This window comes from Mesobacillus subterraneus, from assembly GCF_020524355.2.
GTDB lineage: Bacteria > Bacillota > Bacilli > Bacillales > Cytobacillaceae > Mesobacillus > Mesobacillus subterraneus_C.
The window spans coordinates 2,597,028-2,618,368 of the sequence record NZ_CP129019.1; the positions used below are offsets into that span (position 1 = coordinate 2,597,028).

At 41.0% G+C, this 21,341-nt stretch carries 25 protein-coding genes; 4 read left to right on the forward strand and 21 right to left on the reverse strand.

The window, feature by feature from the left end:
- Positions 1-244 precede the first annotated feature (244 nt).
- The 5 genes from LC048_RS13435 to LC048_RS13455 all read right to left on the reverse strand — a co-directional run bounded on the left by LC048_RS13435 (position 245) and on the right by LC048_RS13455 (position 4,995).
- On the reverse strand, positions 245-637 hold the full coding sequence (locus tag LC048_RS13435) for a DUF3397 domain-containing protein (protein WP_371931902.1): 393 nt from the start codon (positions 635-637) through the stop codon (positions 245-247).
- Positions 634-1,530: a 2-dehydropantoate 2-reductase gene (locus LC048_RS13440; RefSeq protein WP_306047936.1), complete on the reverse strand. Its 897-nt coding sequence runs from the start codon at positions 1,528-1,530 to the stop codon at positions 634-636. The genes LC048_RS13435 and LC048_RS13440 overlap by 4 nt, the downstream gene beginning before the upstream one ends.
- A 331-nt stretch (positions 1,531-1,861) precedes the next feature.
- On the reverse strand, positions 1,862-3,403 hold the full coding sequence (locus tag LC048_RS13445; protein ID WP_226600519.1) for an acyl-CoA carboxylase subunit beta: 1,542 nt from the start codon (positions 3,401-3,403) through the stop codon (positions 1,862-1,864).
- A 21-nt stretch (positions 3,404-3,424) separates the two neighbouring features.
- Positions 3,425-3,637 (reverse strand): acetyl-CoA carboxylase biotin carboxyl carrier protein subunit, encoded by a 213-nt coding sequence (locus tag LC048_RS13450; protein ID WP_226600518.1) that lies wholly within the window; start codon positions 3,635-3,637, stop codon positions 3,425-3,427.
- A gap of 14 nt (positions 3,638-3,651) precedes the next feature.
- Positions 3,652-4,995: an acetyl-CoA carboxylase biotin carboxylase subunit gene (locus LC048_RS13455; protein ID WP_306047937.1), complete on the reverse strand. Its 1,344-nt coding sequence runs from the start codon at positions 4,993-4,995 to the stop codon at positions 3,652-3,654.
- Positions 4,996-5,231: 236 nt separating this feature from the next.
- On the opposite strand from LC048_RS13455, the gene LC048_RS13460 reads away from it, so the two are divergent.
- Entirely contained in the window at positions 5,232-5,705 is a 474-nt protein-coding gene (locus tag LC048_RS13460) for an N-acetyltransferase (RefSeq protein WP_306047938.1), read from the forward strand.
- A gap of 47 nt (positions 5,706-5,752) precedes the next feature.
- On the opposite strand, the gene LC048_RS13465 is transcribed toward LC048_RS13460, so the two are convergent.
- The 7 genes from LC048_RS13465 to LC048_RS13495 form a co-directional block, all read right to left on the reverse strand.
- Positions 5,753-6,385 carry an RsfA family transcriptional regulator gene (locus LC048_RS13465; RefSeq protein ID WP_226600515.1) on the reverse strand — a complete coding sequence of 211 codons (633 nt, stop codon included), beginning with the start codon at positions 6,383-6,385 and terminating at the stop codon, positions 5,753-5,755.
- A gap of 79 nt (positions 6,386-6,464) precedes the next feature.
- On the reverse strand, positions 6,465-7,235 hold the full coding sequence (locus LC048_RS13470) for an enoyl-CoA hydratase/isomerase family protein (RefSeq protein WP_226600514.1): 771 nt from the start codon (positions 7,233-7,235) through the stop codon (positions 6,465-6,467).
- Between the two features lie 184 nt (positions 7,236-7,419).
- A complete protein-coding gene (gene rpmF, locus LC048_RS13475) occupies positions 7,420-7,593 on the reverse strand; it encodes a 50S ribosomal protein L32 (RefSeq protein WP_041965520.1) in 174 nt (57 codons plus the stop codon).
- 79 nt (positions 7,594-7,672) lie between these two features.
- Positions 7,673-8,197, reverse strand: coding sequence for a YceD family protein (locus tag LC048_RS13480; protein WP_226600513.1), 525 nt, complete (start codon positions 8,195-8,197; stop codon positions 7,673-7,675).
- 219 nt (positions 8,198-8,416) lie between these two features.
- A complete protein-coding gene (locus LC048_RS13485) occupies positions 8,417-9,052 on the reverse strand; it encodes a replication-relaxation family protein (protein WP_226600512.1) in 636 nt (211 codons plus the stop codon).
- Positions 9,046-10,185: an FtsK/SpoIIIE domain-containing protein gene (locus tag LC048_RS13490; protein ID WP_226600511.1), complete on the reverse strand. Its 1,140-nt coding sequence runs from the start codon at positions 10,183-10,185 to the stop codon at positions 9,046-9,048. The genes LC048_RS13485 and LC048_RS13490 overlap by 7 nt, the downstream gene beginning before the upstream one ends.
- On the reverse strand, positions 10,182-10,373 hold the full coding sequence (locus LC048_RS13495; protein WP_226600510.1) for a hypothetical protein: 192 nt from the start codon (positions 10,371-10,373) through the stop codon (positions 10,182-10,184). The genes LC048_RS13490 and LC048_RS13495 overlap by 4 nt, the downstream gene beginning before the upstream one ends.
- A gap of 476 nt (positions 10,374-10,849) precedes the next feature.
- Between LC048_RS13495 and LC048_RS13500 the strand changes: the two genes are divergently transcribed.
- Genes LC048_RS13500 through LC048_RS13510 form a run of 3 tightly spaced genes read left to right on the forward strand, consistent with a single transcriptional unit; the run spans position 10,850 to position 11,546 of the window.
- Entirely contained in the window at positions 10,850-11,056 is a 207-nt protein-coding gene (locus LC048_RS13500) for a helix-turn-helix domain-containing protein (RefSeq protein ID WP_226600509.1), read from the forward strand.
- The gene (locus LC048_RS13505) at positions 11,053-11,328 is read left to right on the forward strand and encodes a hypothetical protein (protein WP_226600508.1); all 276 of its coding nucleotides are present in this window, start codon (positions 11,053-11,055) and stop codon (positions 11,326-11,328) included. Before LC048_RS13500 ends, LC048_RS13505 begins: the two co-directional genes overlap by 4 nt.
- A complete protein-coding gene (locus LC048_RS13510; RefSeq protein WP_226600507.1) occupies positions 11,328-11,546 on the forward strand; it encodes a hypothetical protein in 219 nt (72 codons plus the stop codon). The genes LC048_RS13505 and LC048_RS13510 overlap by 1 nt, the downstream gene beginning before the upstream one ends.
- Positions 11,547-11,560: 14 nt before the next feature.
- Here the strand turns inward: LC048_RS13510 and LC048_RS13515 are convergent, their stop codons facing one another.
- From LC048_RS13515 to LC048_RS13555, 9 genes are all read right to left on the reverse strand, one after another.
- Positions 11,561-12,304 carry an N-acetylmuramoyl-L-alanine amidase gene (locus LC048_RS13515; protein WP_306047939.1) on the reverse strand — a complete coding sequence of 248 codons (744 nt, stop codon included), beginning with the start codon at positions 12,302-12,304 and terminating at the stop codon, positions 11,561-11,563.
- Positions 12,305-12,316: 12 nt separating this feature from the next.
- Positions 12,317-12,589 (reverse strand): phage holin, encoded by a 273-nt coding sequence (locus LC048_RS13520; protein ID WP_226600505.1) that lies wholly within the window; start codon positions 12,587-12,589, stop codon positions 12,317-12,319.
- A gap of 11 nt (positions 12,590-12,600) precedes the next feature.
- Entirely contained in the window at positions 12,601-13,002 is a 402-nt protein-coding gene (locus tag LC048_RS13525) for a hypothetical protein (RefSeq protein ID WP_226600504.1), read from the reverse strand.
- Between the two features lie 41 nt (positions 13,003-13,043).
- Entirely contained in the window at positions 13,044-13,175 is a 132-nt protein-coding gene (locus LC048_RS13530; RefSeq protein ID WP_226600503.1) for an XkdX family protein, read from the reverse strand.
- A complete protein-coding gene (locus tag LC048_RS13535) occupies positions 13,176-13,472 on the reverse strand; it encodes a hypothetical protein (protein WP_226600502.1) in 297 nt (98 codons plus the stop codon).
- Between the two features lie 11 nt (positions 13,473-13,483).
- The gene (locus LC048_RS13540) at positions 13,484-16,075 is read right to left on the reverse strand and encodes a phage tail protein (protein WP_226600501.1); all 2,592 of its coding nucleotides are present in this window, start codon (positions 16,073-16,075) and stop codon (positions 13,484-13,486) included.
- A gap of 79 nt (positions 16,076-16,154) precedes the next feature.
- Complete coding sequence (locus tag LC048_RS13545; RefSeq protein ID WP_226600500.1) at positions 16,155-18,356, reverse strand: hypothetical protein; 2,202 nt, start codon at positions 18,354-18,356, stop codon at positions 16,155-16,157.
- A 15-nt stretch (positions 18,357-18,371) separates the two neighbouring features.
- On the reverse strand, positions 18,372-19,190 hold the full coding sequence (locus tag LC048_RS13550; protein WP_226600499.1) for a phage tail family protein: 819 nt from the start codon (positions 19,188-19,190) through the stop codon (positions 18,372-18,374).
- Positions 19,187-21,298, reverse strand: coding sequence for a phage tail tape measure protein (locus LC048_RS13555; protein ID WP_306047940.1), 2,112 nt, complete (start codon positions 21,296-21,298; stop codon positions 19,187-19,189). The genes LC048_RS13550 and LC048_RS13555 overlap by 4 nt, the downstream gene beginning before the upstream one ends.
- Positions 21,299-21,341 lie beyond the last annotated feature (43 nt).

Genomic DNA, 21,341 nt, shown 5'->3' on the forward strand with positions numbered 1-21,341 from the left:
TCTTAGGCAATTTTCACTGTTATGAGTATAGCATTGTTTGAAATGAAAAGAAAAAAACTTTGCTTTACGAAATTTCTAAAATCAAGATTTTCATAATGATTTGTATCACTTTGCACTTTCGCTAGCCATGTCTGTTTTAACTACAATGGTTTCTTGACAGCTTTGGCTTCTTCACAACGCCTTTACAACTTTTTTCTAAACAATAAAAAATGCTGGACCTTCTAAAGGACGGTCCAACACCAGATTAAGCGAACAAAAATGTAAGGCGCTTAACCAAACCATATAAAACTAGGACGATGTATGCTGAAAAGAAAAGCAGGAAATTTAAGCGCCAAAACCCCTTAAACACTTTTGGCAACAATATTTCCTCTTTAAATTTCCAATGAATCCACACAAATATAGCCGCAAGCCCAAACAAGATGATCAAAATCAGCCAGAGGAAGGACTTTTCCCAAATAGTGATGATCAAAAAATGAACAGACAGCACCAGTAAAAAGGTGCTGAAATCAATTGCCGTATTGACTGAACGCCGATGATTGCCTGTGATTTGCTTACTGATGATGAACACAGCGAGGTAGCCAATCATTGGAACTGTAATCAATGCGGCAACAAGCGCGGAGAATAATCCCGACATCATGCTCCCTCCCTTTCGTGCTCCTTCCCCTTGATGCAATGATAATAATTATGTATTAATGGAGCTTTTATATTTTTGCTGTTAGATAAGTCGAGCAAATACCCGAGGATGGCGTCAATTTCAGTTTGTCGGCCATTTTCAATATCTTTAAACATGGATGAATGGTTATTTGCTGTTTTTTCGCAAACTGTCATTAGATTTTTGAAGTACTGTTCCCGATTAGGCAAATCAAGTACATAGGCACACTCATCAAACATTTGCTTAAAAATTTCAAAGTAAGATGGATTGTGGATCAGCTCGCCATTTTTAACTTTAAGAATTGCTGTCAATGGATTAATTACCGAATTGACCACCAGCTTCTTGATTAGCATCTCCTTGAAATCCGGTTCAATGATAAACGGAAAACCCGAAGGTGATATAGTAGATAATTCTCTAAGAAGGTCATCTTCTCCTTTAAATATCGCAGTTCTTGTTACACCCAATCCATTATGCTGAACTGTAAAGCCGTTCTTTCTTACAGCTCCGTGTTCAACGGATCCCACATAAACTTCAGGTGTTTCCAATTCAGAAAGCAGTTTGATATGGCTATAGCCATTTTGCAGAAAAAGGATGCTTCCTTTCGCTTTATCTTTTAGATCAGATATTAAACCATCCAGCTGGTATTGCTTTACCGCAACAACTGTTAAATCATCGTTCCCCTTCCATTCGTGGATTGGGACAGCAGTTACCTTTGCAGGAGTATGCTCTATTCCACTTTTTACAAGATGAAGACCATTTTCGTTAATTGAGTCTGCTTGTTCCCGTGTCCTTGTGTATATGGAAACATCACTACCCATGCTCAGGTAATAAGAGAATAATAAACCTACTGATCCGCCGCCGATTATTCCTATTTTCATAAAGACCCCTTATCCTGCCCTTAAAAAACAACTAAGAACATTCGTGCTTTTATATTGAAAAATCTATTATATTTAACACCGATATAACAATGACTTTAGTCATATTTTAGCAGAAACAATTGCTTGTTAGGAAGAAGGGATTATGGTTATTTGAATTAATTTTGATAGAACATTATCTTTTCCCCAGTAAAAACAAAAACGGAGACCCAATAGGATCTCCATTTTGTTTTTATGCAGGGTAAAATAATTGCGATGTAGGTAACTATATGGGTTGTCTTAATCCAGCTCCAGCGCTTGTCGGGGCTGAACGAGGCGCTTGCGCTTTTTGTTTTTATACCGGATATACAGGATGTTTCCTGACACTGAATTGCATATCTTTTGTTTCGTATAGCTTGAATCGGTCTATCAGTGCATTCCTCAGGTCGTTGGCTGCAACGATGTCGTCAACGATCAATTCGGAAGCGAGCTTATAGATATCGATACTTTCTTTATACTCCTGGTGCTTCTCCTGGACAAAAGCGATTTTCTCTTTAGGATCTTCAATTTGATTGATTTTATTGGAGTATACTGCGTTAACCGCTGCTTCCGGACCCATGACCGCGATCTGCGCAGTCGGCAGGGCGATGCAGCAATCTGGTTCGAATGCCGGTCCAGCCATTGCGTACAAACCAGCTCCATATGCCTTACGGACAATTACAGAGATTTTCGGTACGGTCGCTGAACTCATCGCAGCAATCAGCTTCGCTCCGTGACGGATGATCCCCGCTCTCTCAACCTTCGTTCCTATCATGAAGCCCGGTACATCAGCAAGGAACAGCAATGGAATATGGAAAGCATCGCAGAGCGTGATGAATTTAGCAGCCTTATCGGCAGAGTCCACGAACAATACCCCGCCCTTCACCTTCGGCTGGTTGGCAATGATTCCAACTGCCTTTCCGTCTATACGCGCAAGCCCAGTGATGATTTCAGGAGCGAACAGCTTTTTGATTTCAAAGAAACTTCCTTCGTCGATCAGAGCATCAATACCTTCATACATATCGAATGGAGCATTTTGGTTCACTGGAACAATTTCTTCAAGACTTCTTCCTGCCTTGGGAGCTACTCCTTCGACCACTTCTGTCTTTGATTGGAAATTCGCAGGGAAATAGCTCAAATAGCGCTTCGCTGATTCAATGGCTTCTTCTTCGCTGTAAACGAGCATATCGCCTACACCACTGACAGAACAATGCATGCGGGCTCCGCCCATTTCCTCAAGCGTTACCTTCTCACCGATTACCTTTTCCGCCATCCTTGGTGACCCAAGATACATTGATGCATTCTGGTCAACCATGATCACGATATCGCAAAAAGCAGGGATATATGCCCCTCCGGCTGCAGAAGGACCAAAAAGGAGACAGACTTGGGGGATTACCCCAGATAATTTCACCTGATTGTAAAAGATCTTGCCTGCTCCCCTTCTGTTAGGGAACATATCAAGCTGGTCAGTAATCCTGGCTCCGGCAGAATCCACGAGGTACAGCAATGGCACTTTCAGCTTTTCAGCTGTTTCCTGGACTCTAATGATCTTCTCAACAGTCCTGGCGCCCCATGACCCGGCTTTTATTGTTGAATCATTCGCCATTACACATACTGTTTGCCCGTCTATTTTTCCAATCGCTGTAACGACACCATCTGCGGGAAGGTCACCAGCCTGGAAGTTGGCGAATTTGCCATCTTCTTCATAGACTCCGTCGTCAAATAATAGATTCAAGCGCTCACGCACAAATAATTTATTTTGCTCTGCCAGCTTTTCATGGTATTTCGGTTGTCCACCAGCCTCGATTTTTTGAACCTTTTCCTGCAACGAATCAGTTAAAGTCTTCGCGGTAGTCATTCTACTCCTCCTTAAAATCTATTATTCTAGTACAAGCAGAACATCGCCTTCGTTGACAAAGTCTCCGATGTTTACCTTTACTTCAGCAACACTTCCTGCCCCGTGGCTTTCTACAGGGATTTCCATCTTCATTGATTCAAGCATAAGGACTTCCTGCCCTTCTGAAACCGTATCTCCTGCAGCTACCATCACATTAAGTACTGTACCTGCCATATTTGCTGTAATTTCTTTCATGTTCTCTTCCTCCTCTATTTAGATGCCATTTTTCTTTCTGTTAAGTACGCTGTAGTATAATTGCCTGATTTGAAGCCCTCTTCATTTAATATCTCCGCGAACAGTGGCGCATTGGATTTGATGCCTTCAAGCTTCAGAGTCGCGAAGAATTCCTGTCCTAGCTGGATCGCTTCTTCACGGCTGTTTCCCCCTACTATGCACTTAGCAACCATAGGGTCATAAAAAGGGGTTACCGTTGAACCGGATTCATAGCCAGAATCGACCCGGACGCCTTCTGCCTCAATCCAAGAGAACTCACTGATTTTTCCAGGAGACGGGAGGAACCTAACTGGATCCTCGGCATACAAACGGAATTCAATGGACCACCCTTTCTTTTCGATCCCATCCTGGAGCAGAGGCAATTGTTCACCACGAGCGACAAGAAGCTGCCACTTAACAAGGTCCAGACCTGTGATGGTTTCTGTGACTGGATGTTCGACCTGCAGTCTTGTATTCATTTCAAGGAAATAAAAGTTTTCGTTCTCATCAACAATGAATTCCACAGTTCCAGCATTCACATAGTCCACTGCTTTAGCGGCCTTTACAGCTGTTTCATACATCTTCTGCCGTGCTTCTTCTTTCAGGAACGGTGAAGGTGCCTCTTCAATCACTTTTTGGTGTCGGCGCTGGATGGAACAATCACGTTCGAACATATGTACATGGTTGCCATAGGTATCGCCAAAAATCTGTACCTCGACATGCCGGGCATTTTTGATGTATTTTTCAATGAATACTTCATCAGAACCAAAGTAAGCCTTTGCTCTGCCCTTTGTAGAATCAAAATTCTTAGCGAGCGCTTGCTCATTTTCACAAAGCACCATGCCAATGCCTCCGCCGCCCCCGCTCGCCTTTAGCATCACAGGGTAGCCGATTTCTTCTGCAAGCGTAATTGCATCCTCCAGCGTTTTCAAACCCTGGTCACTTCCAGGAACGACTGGTACACCCGCTGCTTCCATCGTCGATCTAGCAACGATTTTATCGCCCATTTTTTCAATCGTATCCGGAGCAGGACCAATGAAAGTCAAACCTGCTTCCTTCACTTTCCGGGCAAACTCTGCATTTTCTGATAAAAATCCATAACCAGGATGGATGCCATCCACCTTTTCTTCCTGTGCGATTCTTAGAATTTCTTCTGCATTGAGATATGATTTTTGTACAGGCGGCTCGCCAATCCGGTAAGCGCAATCAGCTTCTTTTACAAAAGGCAGCTCTTTATCCGCATCAGAATAAACTGCTACTGTTTTCACTCCAAGATCACGGCAAGATTTGATAATGCGAAGCGCAATTTCTCCTCTGTTTGCAATTAATATTTTTTGCATGCTATTTCCCCTTTCCCGTAAAAAAATACGCTCACTATATAAAATTCTACAATATTCTGTATATTTCCTGCAAAAAATGGAACCGCTTTCTAAAAATCAAATGCAGAATTTTTCATGTTTTTATAATATAATAAAAATAGGCTATAAAAAACAAATATATTCAGCTGCTTTTAAATATTCCATATTTCGGGTAAATACAAAATGAATTATTGGCGGCTTGATTGGGGGATTGTTTTATGGTGAATAAAGTGGAGAAACTGAAAATCAATTATAAGACATTAGAAGAATTCAAGAAATTCAAAGAGTATGACCACCAGGAGCTTTCGATGCTTGAGGACTTGGAAGCGAACATTGTTGAAAATGATAGCGATTCACCGTTCTACGGAATCTATTTCGGCGACAAGCTTGTTGCCCGCATGAGCCTTTACCAGGTGAAGAAGCAATTTGACCGTTATTTCGAGCCTCCCCAGGATTATCTTGAGCTTTGGAAGTTAGAAGTACTTCCAAATTACCAGGGCAACGGCTATGGAAAAGCACTTGTTGAATTCGCGAAAAGTTATGGTCTGCCAATCAAAACAAATCCTAGAGTAAAATCACAGGACTTTTGGGATAAGATGGGCTTCACGCCAGTTCATTATGATGTAGAAAGAGACCGTGGCGAGAATCCGCTTGTCTGGTATCCGGCTGGTGTAACTGAGCAATTGCAGTAATTTTTTTAAAAATAGCGCCTGCCATTCCGGCAGGCGCTATTTATCGGCTATTTTTCAACCTTCTCCAGAGATCCCTTTCCCTCAACCTGAAAGTTCATTTTTTGCTGATTTTCATCGCTTTTTGAGGTTACTCTTTTTTTGGCGCGATCCATGATGTCAATCAAAGCACGATAATCTTCTTCCATGGAACGCAACTGTGTTTCTAATTTTTCATTTTCAGCAGACAAGTAATAGATTTGCTTTTCTAACCCGCGGATTTTTTCTTTTTGCACATCCTGACTATTTGCAGCTGCAGCTTTTTCATAGAGATCATCAAGATATTGCTTTACTACTTCTATGTTAAGGTTGGAACGCTTTTCTTCTTGTTTTAAAGGCACTCTTGGCGCATCGCTTACTGGTGCCGGTGCCGGTGTCGGTGCTGCTTCTGACTTCTCTTGTGTCTTTGTCTGTTTTTTCGCTTCCTTCCGCTGCTTTTTCGCCAGCTCAATACCAGATTTATATTGTTTTCTTACATAGGAATTCCAGCGAAAACCACAAGCTGCAGCAGTCCTCGAAAGCTGCTTTCCTACTTCTTCAAACGCTTTCAATTGAGTACCGCCTTCTCGAATATTTCTTAATACCACTTCAGCAAGCAATAAATCTTCATCCTGTGACCAGGCATCCTGTCGGGTTAATGGCATCAATAAATCCCTCCTACTGTTTTTTATTCATTCATATGCATCTAATAGGAAAGATAGACTGATAACACCTAATACCCTGCTAATTATTTTTATTTTTTTTCATCATGAATTCGTCCACTTTTTTGTGGTGAGCATCACCCTCCCACAAGACAGCACATCTTCGTGCCTCCTCTTCCATCCTTTCTTTCATCGATAATAGCTTCCATTTTTTATTTAACATCGTTTTATACGCTTCTAATACAGTTGTCTCTTTATGCAGGCTTCCATTCATAAATGAGAGACAGGCATCTATCGGAGGATCATTATAAATTTGGTGGATGAAACCAAATTCTCTAAGTTCCTCAGCAGTGTATATTTTTGCATCAAGGAGCATTTTCATCGCAATAGGCTGTGGAAGTTTTTCAAAGAGAATCGATCCTCCTCCCCAGCCGGTTGTGATGGCGAGGTTCCCCTGAACAAATCCAGCTCTCATTCCATCTCTTCCAATCCGAAAGTCGCAGGCAGAAGCAATTTCACATCCTCCGCCTACTGCAGAACCATTTAGAATGGCAATAGTTGGTTTCGGGAGGACTAGGAGGTTATATAAAATCCCCGCCATCCTTGAGAGCATTTCAAACGCCTGAGCCTCTGTTTTTAAACAATGGAAGGCGGATAAATCCCCACCAGAACAAAATGCCTGGTCACCTGCCCCTGTAATGGCAAAGACTTTAACATCATTTTCTGCAGCCATATCCATCGCTGTTTCAAGCCCGGACATTATTTCATAGTTTATGGCATTTCTCCTATCAGGCCTGTTGATGGTAAAAAGCAGCACACCATTTTTTTCTTTTGAAATTATGTATGAATCCATTGTTTGCCTCCTCTACTTCTCGTCCAATAAATTTTATCAATTTTCTGTAGATTTAAAAAGCGCACGAGCTTCAGAATGGACTGAAATTAGTCTATTAAAGAGTACGCAGGCCAAATTGGAATAGCGCGTAAAAGAAAAAAAGCACAGGGATGCGAATGCATCCTGTGCTTTTCCTTAGAAAAGATTAGTTGTTTACAACTTCTTTTCCTTTGTATGTTCCGCAAGCTTTGCACACACGGTGAGCAAGTTTCATTTCACCGCAGTTAGGGCATGCTACCATACCCGGAACTTGTAACTTAAAATGAGTACGGCGTTTTCTTTTCGCAGTTTTAGACGTTCTTCTAAATGGTACAGCCATTCTTCCCACCTCCTTAAAAGGAATAAGAAAGTTGATGAAGGCCAGTCCTTTTCTGGACCTCCACGCTCTTTTTTATACATTAGTCAGAGGAATCTTTAGAATCCTCAAAGAATTTTGCAAGCCCGGCAAGTCGGGGATCAAGTTTTTCGGATTTCTCCTGTTCCTCGATTACTTCCCAATCCTTACCTGACTGGGGTGCGCCTTCTAGACCAGCGCTATCATCACAGAATACTTGCATTGGAATTTCCACTAGCAAGATCTCTTTAATGATGGGTTCCAGGTCAATGACATCGCCTGTTACTTGATGAACTTCCTCTACAGCCTCATAATCGTGGCTGTTTAACATGAAAGTTTCAGTAGTTTCCACATCAATTGGATATTTTACATCAACCAGTGTCCGTGAACAAGGAAGGACTAGATGTCCATCAACCCGGAAATGAAATGTCACTCTCGTGGCACTGATGTCTGCCCTTCCAGTAAGATGGATGGGAGAAACTTCGCGGATTGTCGGATCTATTTCCTTAATCGAGTCCATTCGGACAAACTCGTCAATCAGAAAGTCCTTGTTTCGATGTTTTTGTATCTGACTTATTGTCCATTTCATAGAATCACCCCAAGGCAACAAAGGTAATTATAGACCTTCGCGTAATCATTTGTCAATATTTTTTCTTTACACCCTTAAATTTGAAATATTGGCATTGGTTTAGTATAACAGTACTTTTTTGAGGTTTCAATTTCATTATTATGCCCTATTTTGCATCTTTTGAAAAGAGTGTGTGGTCAAAACTGTGGTCAAGTGGTCAAAATGCCACTTGGCTATTTTTTATCCAATTTTAATCTTCACCCCACTCTCCTGTTTAGGCTTCTCTTCCAAACCTTTCAGAGAGTTTACAAAATCAGTGAAGCTTTGCGCCTGGAATACCTTGAATGGATACTCCCCATCAATCGCATACCGCTGATCAGATAGTATCAGAACATGTGGGAAGGGTTTTGCCACTATGCTGCCATTGTATAAATTCACATAACGCTCCATCTTTTCATCCATCAGTTTATCAGAGTAAATAGTTCTCTGTACCTCTATGAAGAACCCTGTGCCGCGATACATACAATAGATATCCGGTTCTGCACCTTCCCCCTTTTTTCCGTATTTAGGTTCAACCCAGAAGCTTTCCAGCTTACCTAACTTCCTCATTTCCTTATACACGTTCAGAATCGCTAGGAAATGCCCTATTTTCGCACTGTTCTGCTTCATGAATACATCGGGACCAAAATAGACAAATGGAGTGAATGCGGTAGAACGCTGAATCTGTCCGTCACGTAATAAACGCAATAGGACATTGTTAGCAGCATACTTCGGATTTTTCAACCCGGCAAAGTGTAATTCAGCTATACTGTCACGATCCATGACTCTGAATCGATTCAAATCTTTTATGATGGCTTTGTCTCTCTGAGTTAGCATAAGAACACATCCTCTTCAGTGAGTTGTTTAGGTTCTTCCTTTGGCTCCTGTGGCGTTATATCCTTCACAGGTTGCTTTGATATGCAGAATGGATTCAGAAGCTTCTTAGCCTCTTCCAGTTCCAAATAAGGTGCTTGTAAGTCATAGAGCTTATCAGCGTTCATAATGAAGTGACCGCTTTTCTCGATTTTCTCCGCGTCAGGTGTGTTGACTATCCTGGCTTCGATTTTATCCCTTAGCTTAAAACCCATAGAAACGGTCAAATTGGCTCTGATTGTCGTGTCTAATACTTGGGCATTCGGTCTCTGCATCGACAGGATAGCGAACACTCCAAGCGTTCTGCCGATGGCTACAATCTCAGTGAGTATATCCATGACGGTTTCATCTTTCCGCAGCATGACAAATTCATCAATACAGACAATAATGTATGGTCGCTTGTGTTCGGCTGGCAAGTCATCCACATGGGAGACTTCAAACATTTCGGTTAAGTCGCTCCGCTCGGTTAATTCCTTTTTGATTCCTTTCAACATCTTGGCAATCTGTTTTCCGTCGGATAAAACACACTGCACATGCTCAACCTTTCTGAAGATGTGAAATTCTGATTTCTTGCAATCTCCCAGGTAAAGCTGAAGCTCCGATGGCTTTTTATTTAATATGAGTGTGGTCAGAATAGATCGTAGCTGAGTAGACTTCCCGGACCCTGTTTCCCCGGCAATCAATATGTGTGGATGCTTCAATAATTCTAAGGTGACATACTCGCCTGTTCTGTCTTTCCCGCAGATAATGCCAAGCTTCAATTCCTCGACTTGCTTCCTGATTTCCTCCACATTGTAGTTGAGCACCTTTGTGGATGTGTTCTGATAAACAGTGAAAACGAACTTCTTTATTTCACCATCGATTTTTATTTGTTCGCCAAATACTTGACGGAATGCATAAAAGTTCTTTTGGAGTATCTTCGGATCTAATCCAATGGGAAGAGTAAAAACAAATTCAGTAGAATGTTCAGTGGTGCGTACAGAGTGGATTTTAGGGAATATCTTGCGTTCATCGCTGCCAATGGTTTTATATAAGCTTGCATACCGGAAAGCTTTAATCAGCCTCTTTCGTGCCATTAACTCGCCCCAGAAACTCATTTTAAAATCCACCACACAATTGGGTTATTTTCGAGAAAGTAGATACCTGCTGCCATGCCAGCCAATGGAACAATGATTTTTAAACATGTGCCTAGCCAATGCCAGCCGAATTCTTCAAGTGTCTTATCGGCTACAGCCACAATCAGAGTAGCTCCTGCCGCCAGTAATAGTCCTGGTGTAAATAACATGTGAATTCCTCCTTTTATTTTCCGCAAGAACAGTCTGTGTAAGGCTTTCCACACCATGAACAAGTTGGAATGTATGGGTCTGTATCTCTTTCGACTTTCATTGTAAATTCCTCCTTAATTTTCTGATTCTTAATTGTCAAATTGTCAGAATAATCGCTTGGTTTCCCCCGGTCCCCCTTCCCCTTTCTCCCGCTCCGCTCATTCTTTAACAGATTTTTGTTTTTGCTTTGTTATTGTATTTCTTCTTGTACAAGTGTACTTACTATAAACAGTTAATAATGATTGCAAAAACACCTCCCTCTTAGATGACCTCCTTCCATAAATGATTGCCTACTGTTTTTCAACTGTTTACCTTTCATGTTGATAGCCTATGCCCAGGATCCTCATTACTTGCCTGTCCTCTTGTGAAAAAAATCATAACTAATTTGTGAAAGGAATCATACAAGCAATATCGAATTAATAAGATGGTGATGTAAATGCTGAAAAGTAACTTTAGGGAGATTATTGAAACTTCTCCATATAAGCCATCGTATATACGAGATAAGATCATGAAGGTCCACCGAAATACTTTTTCTGGATGGATGACTGGTAAACACACTCCATCCGTGGAGGATTTATTTAAATTGGCTTATCATTTGGAGAAGAAAGTTGATGAATTTTACGAATGGGAGGAAGAACAATGACAGAACAGCAAGTGATCAACTGCCCTAAGTGTGGAAGTAATAAGGTGAAGGAAAATCTAATTATCAAGAAAGTGCTCATTGCAGCTGCGCTTATCTTTTTCTTCATACCGGTCATCGGATGGATCGCTGGACCGATTATGGCACTGACAGCATGGTCAGGTAATCGAGCAGCTAAAAAGAAAGGCATTAAGCCGATGAAATGCGATGATTGCAAGAACGTTTTCCAGGTAGATGAAGATAAGTTTGTGGAATTTAAAAAGCAAATCGGATAATGATCACGATTAAAGTAAAGTACCTTTCGCCAGCTGGTCGGGTAGAGCAAAGAGGATCCTTCCACATTCGAGGCAGAAAACCGGAAACAATAGCATTGGAGTGGATCAAGAAAATCAAGAAAGAAGTTTACTTTGAAGAACTGCTCGAAGTGATTGTTGATGGAAAAGAGGATATAACTGAAAAGGTGTTAGAAATGCAAAAAGCCCCACTCGATTAGAGCAGGGCTTCTTTTTATTTTTCCAGCTTATTCACGATATTCCGTGCCACTTCCCACACATAGGCAAGAGTAGCAGGAGCGTAAGGGTTTTTACCGTCACTAATTCCGTTCTCTTGGACCCATTCAATCAATCCCTGAATCTTTTCAGGATATTCCCCAGCTGCAGCTTCTTTCTTTTCCATTAATTTTGGTGCTGGTTTCTTTTTCAAGTTATATTGATCAGCCAGGGCATACACAATACCTTGAGCGACAGACCGACGATAAGCATCTGATTTCAACTTATTCAAGTCGCCTTTATTGGTCATGAATCCACACTCAGGAAGTACTGCAGTCATATCCGTTTCCCTTAATACGTGGAAGTCTGCTGTTTTCACTCCACGATTAGGAAGCCCGCTTGCTCTTAATAAATTGGTTTGTATCTTGATGACCAATTCATATGCATCTTTTGGCTTTGACGGATGGATGAACGTTTCAATGCCTGAAGCATCATGCCACCCACCAGGACCGAATGCATTAGCGTGGATAGAAACATACGCATCCACATTCAATTCGTTCGCTCTATCTGTCCTGGTTGCAAGAGGGATGTCTACTTTACCACTTGGATCGTGGGCAAAATAAACTGTGGTATTCAGATATTCTTCAAGTAAGGCCTTTGCATAGTTTGCCACTACAGAATTAAACTCAAATTCTAACATCCCATCTGGTGATCGCTTCCCAGGTGTTACCCGGGAATGACCTGCATCCAGCATGATTTTCATAATGAATCCCTCCTATTGTGGTTCTTGATATCGTTTGGCTCTTGGGCTATCTTCCATGCCTTCTGTGGTTGGATCAAGGACTCCACCAATGCCTAAAAACGTTAGAGCAAAGAAGTTTACAATCCCCATAAATCCTTTAATGGCATCATCTGAAATGCTGTAGCCAGTTGGATAAATAAACTCATTAAAAAAAGCTAGCACCATTTGCGCTAGCAAGATAACCCCAGGTATGAAAACTGTTACGATCCAAGTCGGATTTTTAAATCTTACTTTCCAGTTGATCATCAAAATCACTCCTATAATTTATCTTTTAATAACTCGATCCACGCATATATAATACTTCCGCTGCCAGCAAGGACAACAGTTACCTTACCTATAATTTCCCATCTAGCTTTTCTAGCTTCTATTTTTGATTGAGTTTCTGCTTTTTTGTCCTCTAACTTTGCCTGCGATTCTTGTTTATCCTGATCCAGAACATGATTCACAAATTGTTTCAGCATATCACGAGTTTCTTTACCATCCTTCATGACCGTCAATTCTAATTGCGCTTGTCCTCTTTGTACGCCCATCAGGTCGGATTTTATGGTAGCGACTTCCTGTTGAAAGGCAGCCTGTGCTTTTTCCACCACATCGAGCCGGGGCAGTATGTTCTTGTGTATGATTTCTTCATGGCTATTTAGCATGTCTTTTTCCTCCAATGTGTTACCCCCTCTCTCTATTTACCCATAAAAATAGAGCCTTAGCTGTAAGACTCACCGGTTATTTCTGTAAATTGCGCTTGTGTGATCTTCCCGAAATCAACGTATTTCCGGATTCGTGATGGGTCGTTATAGATACTCCAATCATTCAATGCGATTTTAAACCAATCCATCTAGAGCACACCTTTCATCATTAATTCGAATGATAGATCTGTTAGTTGTTTTCTAAGATCCTCATTCTCTTTCTTTAAATCGGTTTTTGGATAGCTTGCCTTTTTATCCAATGCAATCATTTCATCCGTCACACTATCACTCACTTCCATGTCGTCAATCAGGATAAAGCTCTTTGAAATCCCAGCAAGCTCACCCCCCTTAAAGGTAACACTGTTATCCGTTACTTCCGGATTACTCACTTGTTCTTGAATGTAGATTACTTCTTTTGTTGCAGGCTCGAAAATAACTATTTTCATGATGTAACCTCCTATGAATATGTGATTTCCACTTCAGCAGCAATGGAAAGAATGGAGTATAGGCTGCCGCTGTCAGAATTGACATACACACCAAAACCTCGATAAGTGCCATTGGCAAAGCCAGCAAAGTAAGAAGGATTAACTGTAATCCATGCACCCTGCCCCCATTTTAGTGTGGCAGCACCGATTTCAGCACTTACGCTAGGCGAGCTTCCTGGCTGAGTTTGATAGCCGTGCGCTCTTAAGCTATGCCGGACACCGCCTGACGATCCACCGCTGTTACTCCGCTTGATATACACCCTCATGGCCTTAATCGTCTTTCCTGTACCTATATTGTTTAAAATATCTGTACCAAAGAACCATAATCCTGTTCTTCTGCCGTAACCGTAATTCCCTTGCTTAACTCCATCATTGCCCCAAAATCCTTGGCTGCTCCAGTTGTTACCAGATGCAGATTTAATAAATTTTGTTGTTTCCGGTGCTGGTGGAGCAGCGTATGAACCGTTGTTTGCAGTAAACATTGGATAGATTTGACCGCCATAATCCTTCCCAGATAGGGCTGCACCATTTGGTGCTGTCCCACCGCCCATGATGTAACCGCCATAGGCGAAAATACCATGAGTTGTTCCGTACCCCTTACAGTCTTGAATCCACGCTGTAGCACCGTATCTAGCGAGGATACCCTGTGTTACGGAATACACTTCACTGTTCATGATCTGACAGTAACCGCTTTGGTTCACATCAATACCTCGCTCAGAATTGTTACCGTTAATAATTACATTTTGGATGAAGGCAGATGAACATTGAATCACACTTGCTACAGCGTAACTGTTTGCTTTTCCGTTGACGGTCATGTTCTGCACTTTGCACTGTGTGGAGTTATTGCTTAATGTAAAGTTACCGTTTAACTTTGTGGATTTATCCTGTCCCTCAATCGTGATGGAACCTTTCCCTGAGAATCCACGAAAAGCAAAATCCTGATACAAGTTCTGGCCCCAAGCTATATAAATAATGGCATCACCATCATAGTATCGAGGGATGCGACTTAACGCTTCGTTTATGGTGGCTAACGGTTCGGCAAATGAAGTACCCGAATTATCATCTGAGGGGTCCATGTATGTGCTTCCTGTGGAAACTTTAGCTGCAGCAACATACAACTTTATATCCTCTTTTGAATACCTCGGTACAGTCGGACTTTCGAGGTCTGCAATGTAAAGGTTTGTAAAACCGCCTTTAGTAGCGTCTAAGTCTGCGATTTGTTCGCCACCTACATTATAGAGAATTAAGCGCCCATCTCCACCCTCTCCACCACCTAGCGACAATGTACCGCCTTTACTTCGGTCAAAGAGCATCGTTCCAACTGTAATGAGATCAGCTACAATCCCCTCTGCTGTAATCGCCTGGCGAAAGGTTTGCCCATTATCCACACTCACGCCTACTCCAACTGATGATAACAAGACAAGGTAATTAGGGTTGTCTTTTGACCTGGCTATAATGCCATTCTCGGTATATTCCAACTCAGTTGCAGAACCCAATAACATTTCAGTTGCTCGTCTTACAGCTTCATCCAGTAGACTGTATTTGATTTTCCCGCTTTCATCGAGAATTTTCTTAAATTCTTTTTGCACCTTATCAAACACGGCACCGGAAAAGGATTTCTTGTAATTGGCGAGCGTTACAGTGGTTTTAACAGGTTCAAGCATAAGATTATAAGTTTCATTGATTCCCATGATTCGAGTTTCAATTTCGAGATCATTCATTGGCTCATAGATGACGAAAACACGATCCCCTTCATTCGGCACTGTGTAAGGATAGCCAGCTGCTCTAAGGTCAGCGAAATCAATGGTGATTGAAAACTCTGGTGTGTCCTGGAGCCTTGACTTCATTTCTTCAAGCAATGATTCCTGTGTAGTAAAACGTTCATCTTCCACGGGAGGAGCTTCGATTTCTCCGAAAATATCAGCGTTCGGACTACGGTAATAAGCTGTGATTCCTTCGGCCCCTTTACCGCTGATCACTGTTGCAAGGTTGGTAGTATCCACATTTCTTTCAATGGATTTAATGTTATGTCCATATCTGAATTGAAAGTCTGTATCGACTCCAATCTTTTCTTTAAATCGTACATCAGTGCCAACAATCTCAATCTCCGCTTTGTATCGCTCTATACCTTTTTGCAACAAGGCTAATCGATTGTCATTGCCTAAATTCTCAAAGTCCTGAGCGTAAAAGGTTCCCATGACAGTGTAAGTGTATCCAGTACCGGTAAAGAGAAATTGAAGAAAGGCATCGAATGTCATAGATCCGTTGTGAATGTCAGGCTGCTGCTTGTTGATCATATCAACGAAAAACTTGTGAATCGCATCAACTCGTTTTAAATAGGTGTTCCCGATGGATCGCTCGCCTAGCTTCTTGATGACATACTCTTCTCCATCAAAATCTATAACTGACTCTTCCTCAACCATCGGAAAAGAGTGTTTGTTTTTCAAAGTAGGTAAAACAGTTAAGGAAAGAGTCTTTTCACCGTTTACTTTTCTGTTCCTGGAAAGCTCTTTAAAATCGGTCAACCCTTCTTCTGTTCCAGTTAAATCTCTAACTGTGAGCAATGATTCTCACCTCTTCTCAATAAGAAAAGCACCCCGATTAGAGGTGCTTATGTGATACGCTATCGTGTCCAATTGTTTATTAAATTACTGTGTGCTTGCCTGTTGTGAATAACGCTCCGCCCGCTTTATTCTGAACAATATTGTCATGGTCAATCGCATTAACAATACCATCCCCAGCAGTATACACATAATGAATCAAGGCGTTGGGATTGCCTTTAAAGAAGTTATCATGTGTATTTGATACAACCTTGGAGTTTATATAGTTTGCGCTTCTAACATCTAAAACAAAGAATTGACTTGTTGTTCCTGTGTTTTCTATTCTGTTTCCTTTGTATTCGATGAAAAGATTGCAATTAGTTAAAGCTTCGACATCCAGGAAATAAATCGTATTCGCTGCTGTCAAGAGAATATCATTGTTATTCAATAGAATCCTTGCCTTGGTGGAACGTTCATTTTTGTATGAGATTGTTATTTCTTGCCCTGTGACATTATCTAATACTAAATCAGTTACACCTTGGACATTAAAAATCATTTGCCTTACCACTGAATCACTTCGCAACCTGCTTCTGATGTTTTTGAAAACAATTTTATCGTAGTTTAAGAAGTAAGCCGCATAGTTGTTAATGTTGCTTGTGTAAAGGATTAAATCAACATTATCCATTATTAGCTTTGCATTTAATACCTGATCGCGTGCATTAGGCTTCGGAGCATAGTTCTGAATATCAAAGGTGACTTCACTGTTTCTAGTCGTGAAGTTCATAAAAGGTGGATGTGAAATATACTTGATACGACTGTTATCAATCAATACATTGTTTACCCATCGGGTGTCATCAATCATCGCCACAAAAAACAGATCGCAACTATCAATTTTTATATTGGCATTGACATTAGGAAACTCTGCCAATCCGCTTCCCATGCCGAACATTCCTTTACAACGTATGAAAGTAATATCGTGTTCACACATTCCGTGCATTAGCAATGTAGTGTCTTTACCATCAATCCCGAAACTGTCATAAACAGCAGCATTGTGAGAATTGCAACTAAAGTCCACTACATGCCGTACTTGGAATCCCGTAATATTATGTGCTTCAATATCCCTACAACCCATATGCTGTATGGTATATCCTTGACCACCACCCCATGCTTGCGGTTTTTCAGCATGAATATTATTGTATTCGATGTTCCGACAAGACCAAGGGTAAATCGCATTCCAAACAGTATTCTCGACTTTTACATTATCAAGTTTTAACCCATCCACAAAGAAAGGCGTAATCCCTGATAGAGCTTCTGCCTTTTCAGTAGCAGTAGGGGCGTTCAACGTTGCGATGTTATTCATGTTAATGATATTGGCGTTTTTAATAGCGATGTTTTTAATTGTCTTTATTTTGTGTACTCGACTTTTAAAAATCGTATTATTAACAAATGCAGGATATTTAAATGGAGAATAATAATCCACATAGATATACGTTGCATCCTTAGCCAAAACCTTTGCTACAGTTCTAATCTCTGGCTCGAATTTCTCCTTCACATATGGATAACCTTCTGGTCGTGTCCAGCCGATCAAAAGAATTTCGTCACCAACATTGAAATAGTTATTATTTGATGTGGTGATTTTTCCTTGTGCATGATACTCATAGTTACTAATCTGCTCGATTGCTTCGTAAGTCAGTAAAACAGGTGAGTTAGCAGGAGGAGTATGCGCTTTGTTGAAAACTGAACGGAAGTAAGAAATAAAATCTACATCCGTTTCCACAAAACTTCCTCTAGGGTTTATAATTCCGATCTCACCTTGTTTGTTGCTAGATGCCTTTGCATAACTCAGGATTGTCGAACCGCTGAAATCCAGTTCTAAATCATCAGTTTCAATAAAGAGCGAGGAATTAAGTCGGTAGGTGCTTTTAGGTAATTTTATTTTCCTTACCTTATTCGTCTTGGCTGAATTTAAAACGGACTGGATAAATGAACTAGCATCATTTGTTGATCCGTTAGGTAATCCATTTAAGTTGTACGCTACATCCGCCAATTGTTCACCGATCTCTTGAAACTTTGCATTCTTTTTGGATTCGTCAGATTCGAAACGGTCCCAAGCTGTTCCATGGATAACCCCATCTGTATCAGTCCGTAAATCCATGACTTCTGCAGGTTGAGGATTGCCAGTGATCAGATTGTCGACCCTGGCTTTCTGGACCTTGATATCCGCATCAACATCATCAAAATTTTTATTTAAATCATTCATGTATATTCGGTCAAAGAAGTTAAATAACTTTCTATACTTTCCCATCACATCACCCTCTCTCTACAAGTAATGGAATCTAAAACTAAATTTAATTTCAAAGCTGCCAACCGTACCTGACAAACGAAACCCATTCCATCCTGGAACCAGGCTGATCAATTTCTTGTTAGTGTTACGGAAGATGCTTAGGTTATTCTTAGTCATCTGAATCCCATCGAGTTTTAAAGAATCTCCACTGTTTGAAGTTCCGGTATAAATCCATTCATCACCTGTTGTTTCATTCTTGATAGATAAGTTTGTGGATGCGCCTTTATATTCAATTAACAGCTCCATATTCCGTGGATTAACAGTCTCATTGCCAGCATTGTAAATATTGAACAGGTTGGTATTGTGGACGTATTTCATATCATCAGATGTTAGTCCTTGTCCTACTTGCCAGACTTCCGCATCGAAGGTAAATGGGTCCAGAGTAGTTCCGACTGACTCAGCCATGCCTGATTCAGCAACAAAAGGAATTGTAGTTCTCATAGTATTTAGATTGATCCGTTCCGGATTCCATTGTTCCACACATTCTACATGCCACCTTTTGCCGGGTTGCATTTTTTCTCCAATGTACAAAAAATTCCCTTTGCTGAAGAGTGAATATAATTCATCTCTAAGCAATAGGGAATCCGTGTAGTCATTAGAATCAATTTTAAACTCTGCAGTCAAATATCTTGGTCGTAGATCCTTGCCTAGTTTTAAAGTTCCAGGTCTACCTGGTAATTCTTCCGTATACGTTTCAAATTGGGGAGATGGAATGATTAACCTAAGTCCAATCAATCCGTATTTAGATAAATCAATTTCTTGACCATCTTCATACCATAATCTTATTAGGTTCATTTAGTCCTATCCCCCTTCATGTATGACGATAATGATGCATTTGAACTCATCAGATTATCGACTACACTAAATACTATTTCCCCAATTAAATGATTATCTAAATATACTGGAGACGGCTGTATAGCCATGCCACCTCCAGAAAATTGGTTTATACCTTTTGCAATCTTTCTGAATACATCATCAGTCAATGGCAGTGCTGCTTCCTCGGCTGTTGGATGGTCCCCAATACCGATTAGCCGTGGACTGTTGGCTGGGAATACCCCACCGTTTTTATACCAATCCACCGATATTTTCGGTACACTTACACCCCCCATTGGGTTTAAGTCTAGCTTACCGCTAACCTTGAAGTGTGGAAGTTTTAACTTCGGTAGCTCCCACTTAATACCTTTAAATAAATTTGCAATTTTCTCTCGCAGTTTTCCTGCTTTTTCTTTGATTACATCCCAATTTTCATAAAGCTTTTTACCTAGTCCTATCAGTGTCCCTATTGGATTGGTTAACAATCCGATTGCTGTTTTTAACCATGGGAACTTGTCGCTTAATTCTGATGCTTTTGCTTTGATCGTGTCCCAATTTTTATAGAGAAGGACACCTATGGCAATTAGTGCAGTAATAACACCTATAACTATAAGTACAGGTGCCGCCACTGCACCGACCGATACCCCTAAAGCAGTAGCTAGTCCCGTAATGGTCACAATAATAGGCATTATGGCTATGAATATTCCGATTAGAATGCCAAGTGCTGTCGTGATCGCCACAATACTGGCTGTAAGCGTTGGATTTTCTTGTGCCCATCGAGCAATATCAGTAACTAAAGTCGAAATGGCAGTTAATAAAGGAGCCAATTCTTCCTTCATATCTGCCAACGCTTTATTCAATTCCACTGCTGGATTAGAATCCATTTTTTCAACAGAGGCATTTAATTCGTCCTGGTTCGCTTTCAAATCGATGACCTTATCCTTTGCGTTCAGAATAGTATCAGCGATATTTACCCCTTGGTCTTCCCATATGGTTCCGAAAATTTGAGCACCGAGAGCATTTCTTTGCGTTTCATCTTTTACACCGAGTAAAGCAGTAGTGACATCCTCCATTGCTTTTGAGCCGCTTTCGCCACCCTTCGCCACCGCTTCGCCCCACTCTTGCAATTGCTTTTTGGAAATGTCGGTGCCTTTAAGTAATTCTTCTGTGGCTTTCGGTATCTCTTGACCGAATTCAGCCATTTTGATACGACCTTCTTTAAGACCGTTTAAAAGGTTATCAATATTCCAGGTGCCAGTTTCGACCCCTGCCTCGAATATGGCTTGAATCTCACTAGCATTATAACCGGCATCATGCAGCTGCTTTCCGTATTCAGCGATAATATCAATCTGCTCTGGAGGAAAACCCATCTTTAACAAGGAATTTACTAATCCAAGAGCATTTTCATTAGACATATTCAATTCACTGGAAATCTCATTAGCTTCCTGAATTAATTCAGTAAAATCGATGCCTGCATAAGTTGAAGCAATGACCGCTGCCCCGTCCACAACTGCTTTGTTGGCTTTATCTGTCGAGTTTTTATTTAACGCCCATTGTCTACGAACACCTTCCAGGGCTTCCTCAGCATCTACACCGTAGGACTGAATACCTTTTACAGCCTCTTTTACCGTTTCCTTTGATTTTTCAGGAACATCGAATGTAATATCAATCTTTGTTTCTAATTCAGCTAGATCAAGAGATTGCTGAATGATCCCGCTGATACCTGCGCCAGCTGCCAACCCTCCAACAACCCCGGCTATCTCTCCGCCTAAATCCTTGATGGAGTCTTTGGCATTTTCCGCATCTTTTTTCAAATCTTTTAAGGAGGATCCGTCATTGACTTTTTTCAGTTGGCTCTTGAGATTTTTCAGAGAACCTTCGGTAAATTCGATTTCCCTTCGGAAGTCCCTGTACTGTTTTTCAGATATATTCCCTCGCTCGAATTGTTTTTGGACTTCCGATTGCGCCTTTTTCAAGGCATCGAGCCTATCCGTTGTGGCTTCCACAGACTCTGTGAGGATTTTTTGTTTTTGGGCCAAAGCCTCAACATTAGTAGGATCGAGTTTTAATAATCGCTCAACATCCTTCAATTCACCTCTAAGGGAACTTGTTCGCTTGTCTACATCCTTTAAA

Excerpts from the sequence above, each read along its gene's own strand:
- LC048_RS13435 (WP_371931902.1), bottom strand. The coding sequence starts at position 637 with ATGATGTCGGGATTATTCTCCGCGCTTGTTGCCGCATTGATTACAGTT.
- LC048_RS13440 (WP_306047936.1), bottom strand. The coding sequence starts at position 1,530 with ATGAAAATAGGAATAATCGGCGGCGGATCAGTAGGTTTATTATTCTCT.
- LC048_RS13445 (WP_226600519.1), bottom strand. The coding sequence starts at position 3,403 with ATGACTACCGCGAAGACTTTAACTGATTCGTTGCAGGAAAAGGTTCAA.
- LC048_RS13450 (WP_226600518.1), bottom strand. The coding sequence starts at position 3,637 with ATGAAAGAAATTACAGCAAATATGGCAGGTACAGTACTTAATGTGATG.
- LC048_RS13455 (WP_306047937.1), bottom strand. The coding sequence starts at position 4,995 with ATGCAAAAAATATTAATTGCAAACAGAGGAGAAATTGCGCTTCGCATT.
- LC048_RS13460 (WP_306047938.1), top strand. The coding sequence starts at position 5,232 with ATGGTGAATAAAGTGGAGAAACTGAAAATCAATTATAAGACATTAGAA.
- LC048_RS13465 (WP_226600515.1), bottom strand. The coding sequence starts at position 6,385 with ATGCCATTAACCCGACAGGATGCCTGGTCACAGGATGAAGATTTATTG.
- LC048_RS13470 (WP_226600514.1), bottom strand. The coding sequence starts at position 7,235 with ATGGATTCATACATAATTTCAAAAGAAAAAAATGGTGTGCTGCTTTTT.
- rpmF (WP_041965520.1), bottom strand. The coding sequence starts at position 7,593 with ATGGCTGTACCATTTAGAAGAACGTCTAAAACTGCGAAAAGAAAACGC.
- LC048_RS13480 (WP_226600513.1), bottom strand. The coding sequence starts at position 8,197 with ATGAAATGGACAATAAGTCAGATACAAAAACATCGAAACAAGGACTTT.
- LC048_RS13485 (WP_226600512.1), bottom strand. The coding sequence starts at position 9,052 with ATGCTAACTCAGAGAGACAAAGCCATCATAAAAGATTTGAATCGATTC.
- LC048_RS13490 (WP_226600511.1), bottom strand. The coding sequence starts at position 10,185 with ATGAGTTTCTGGGGCGAGTTAATGGCACGAAAGAGGCTGATTAAAGCT.
- LC048_RS13495 (WP_226600510.1), bottom strand. The coding sequence starts at position 10,373 with ATGTTATTTACACCAGGACTATTACTGGCGGCAGGAGCTACTCTGATT.
- LC048_RS13500 (WP_226600509.1), top strand. The coding sequence starts at position 10,850 with ATGCTGAAAAGTAACTTTAGGGAGATTATTGAAACTTCTCCATATAAG.
- LC048_RS13505 (WP_226600508.1), top strand. The coding sequence starts at position 11,053 with ATGACAGAACAGCAAGTGATCAACTGCCCTAAGTGTGGAAGTAATAAG.
- LC048_RS13510 (WP_226600507.1), top strand. The coding sequence starts at position 11,328 with ATGATCACGATTAAAGTAAAGTACCTTTCGCCAGCTGGTCGGGTAGAG.
- LC048_RS13515 (WP_306047939.1), bottom strand. The coding sequence starts at position 12,304 with ATGAAAATCATGCTGGATGCAGGTCATTCCCGGGTAACACCTGGGAAG.
- LC048_RS13520 (WP_226600505.1), bottom strand. The coding sequence starts at position 12,589 with ATGATCAACTGGAAAGTAAGATTTAAAAATCCGACTTGGATCGTAACA.
- LC048_RS13530 (WP_226600503.1), bottom strand. The coding sequence starts at position 13,175 with ATGGATTGGTTTAAAATCGCATTGAATGATTGGAGTATCTATAACGAC.
- LC048_RS13535 (WP_226600502.1), bottom strand. The coding sequence starts at position 13,472 with ATGAAAATAGTTATTTTCGAGCCTGCAACAAAAGAAGTAATCTACATT.
- LC048_RS13545 (WP_226600500.1), bottom strand. The coding sequence starts at position 18,356 with ATGGGAAAGTATAGAAAGTTATTTAACTTCTTTGACCGAATATACATG.
- LC048_RS13550 (WP_226600499.1), bottom strand. The coding sequence starts at position 19,190 with ATGAACCTAATAAGATTATGGTATGAAGATGGTCAAGAAATTGATTTA.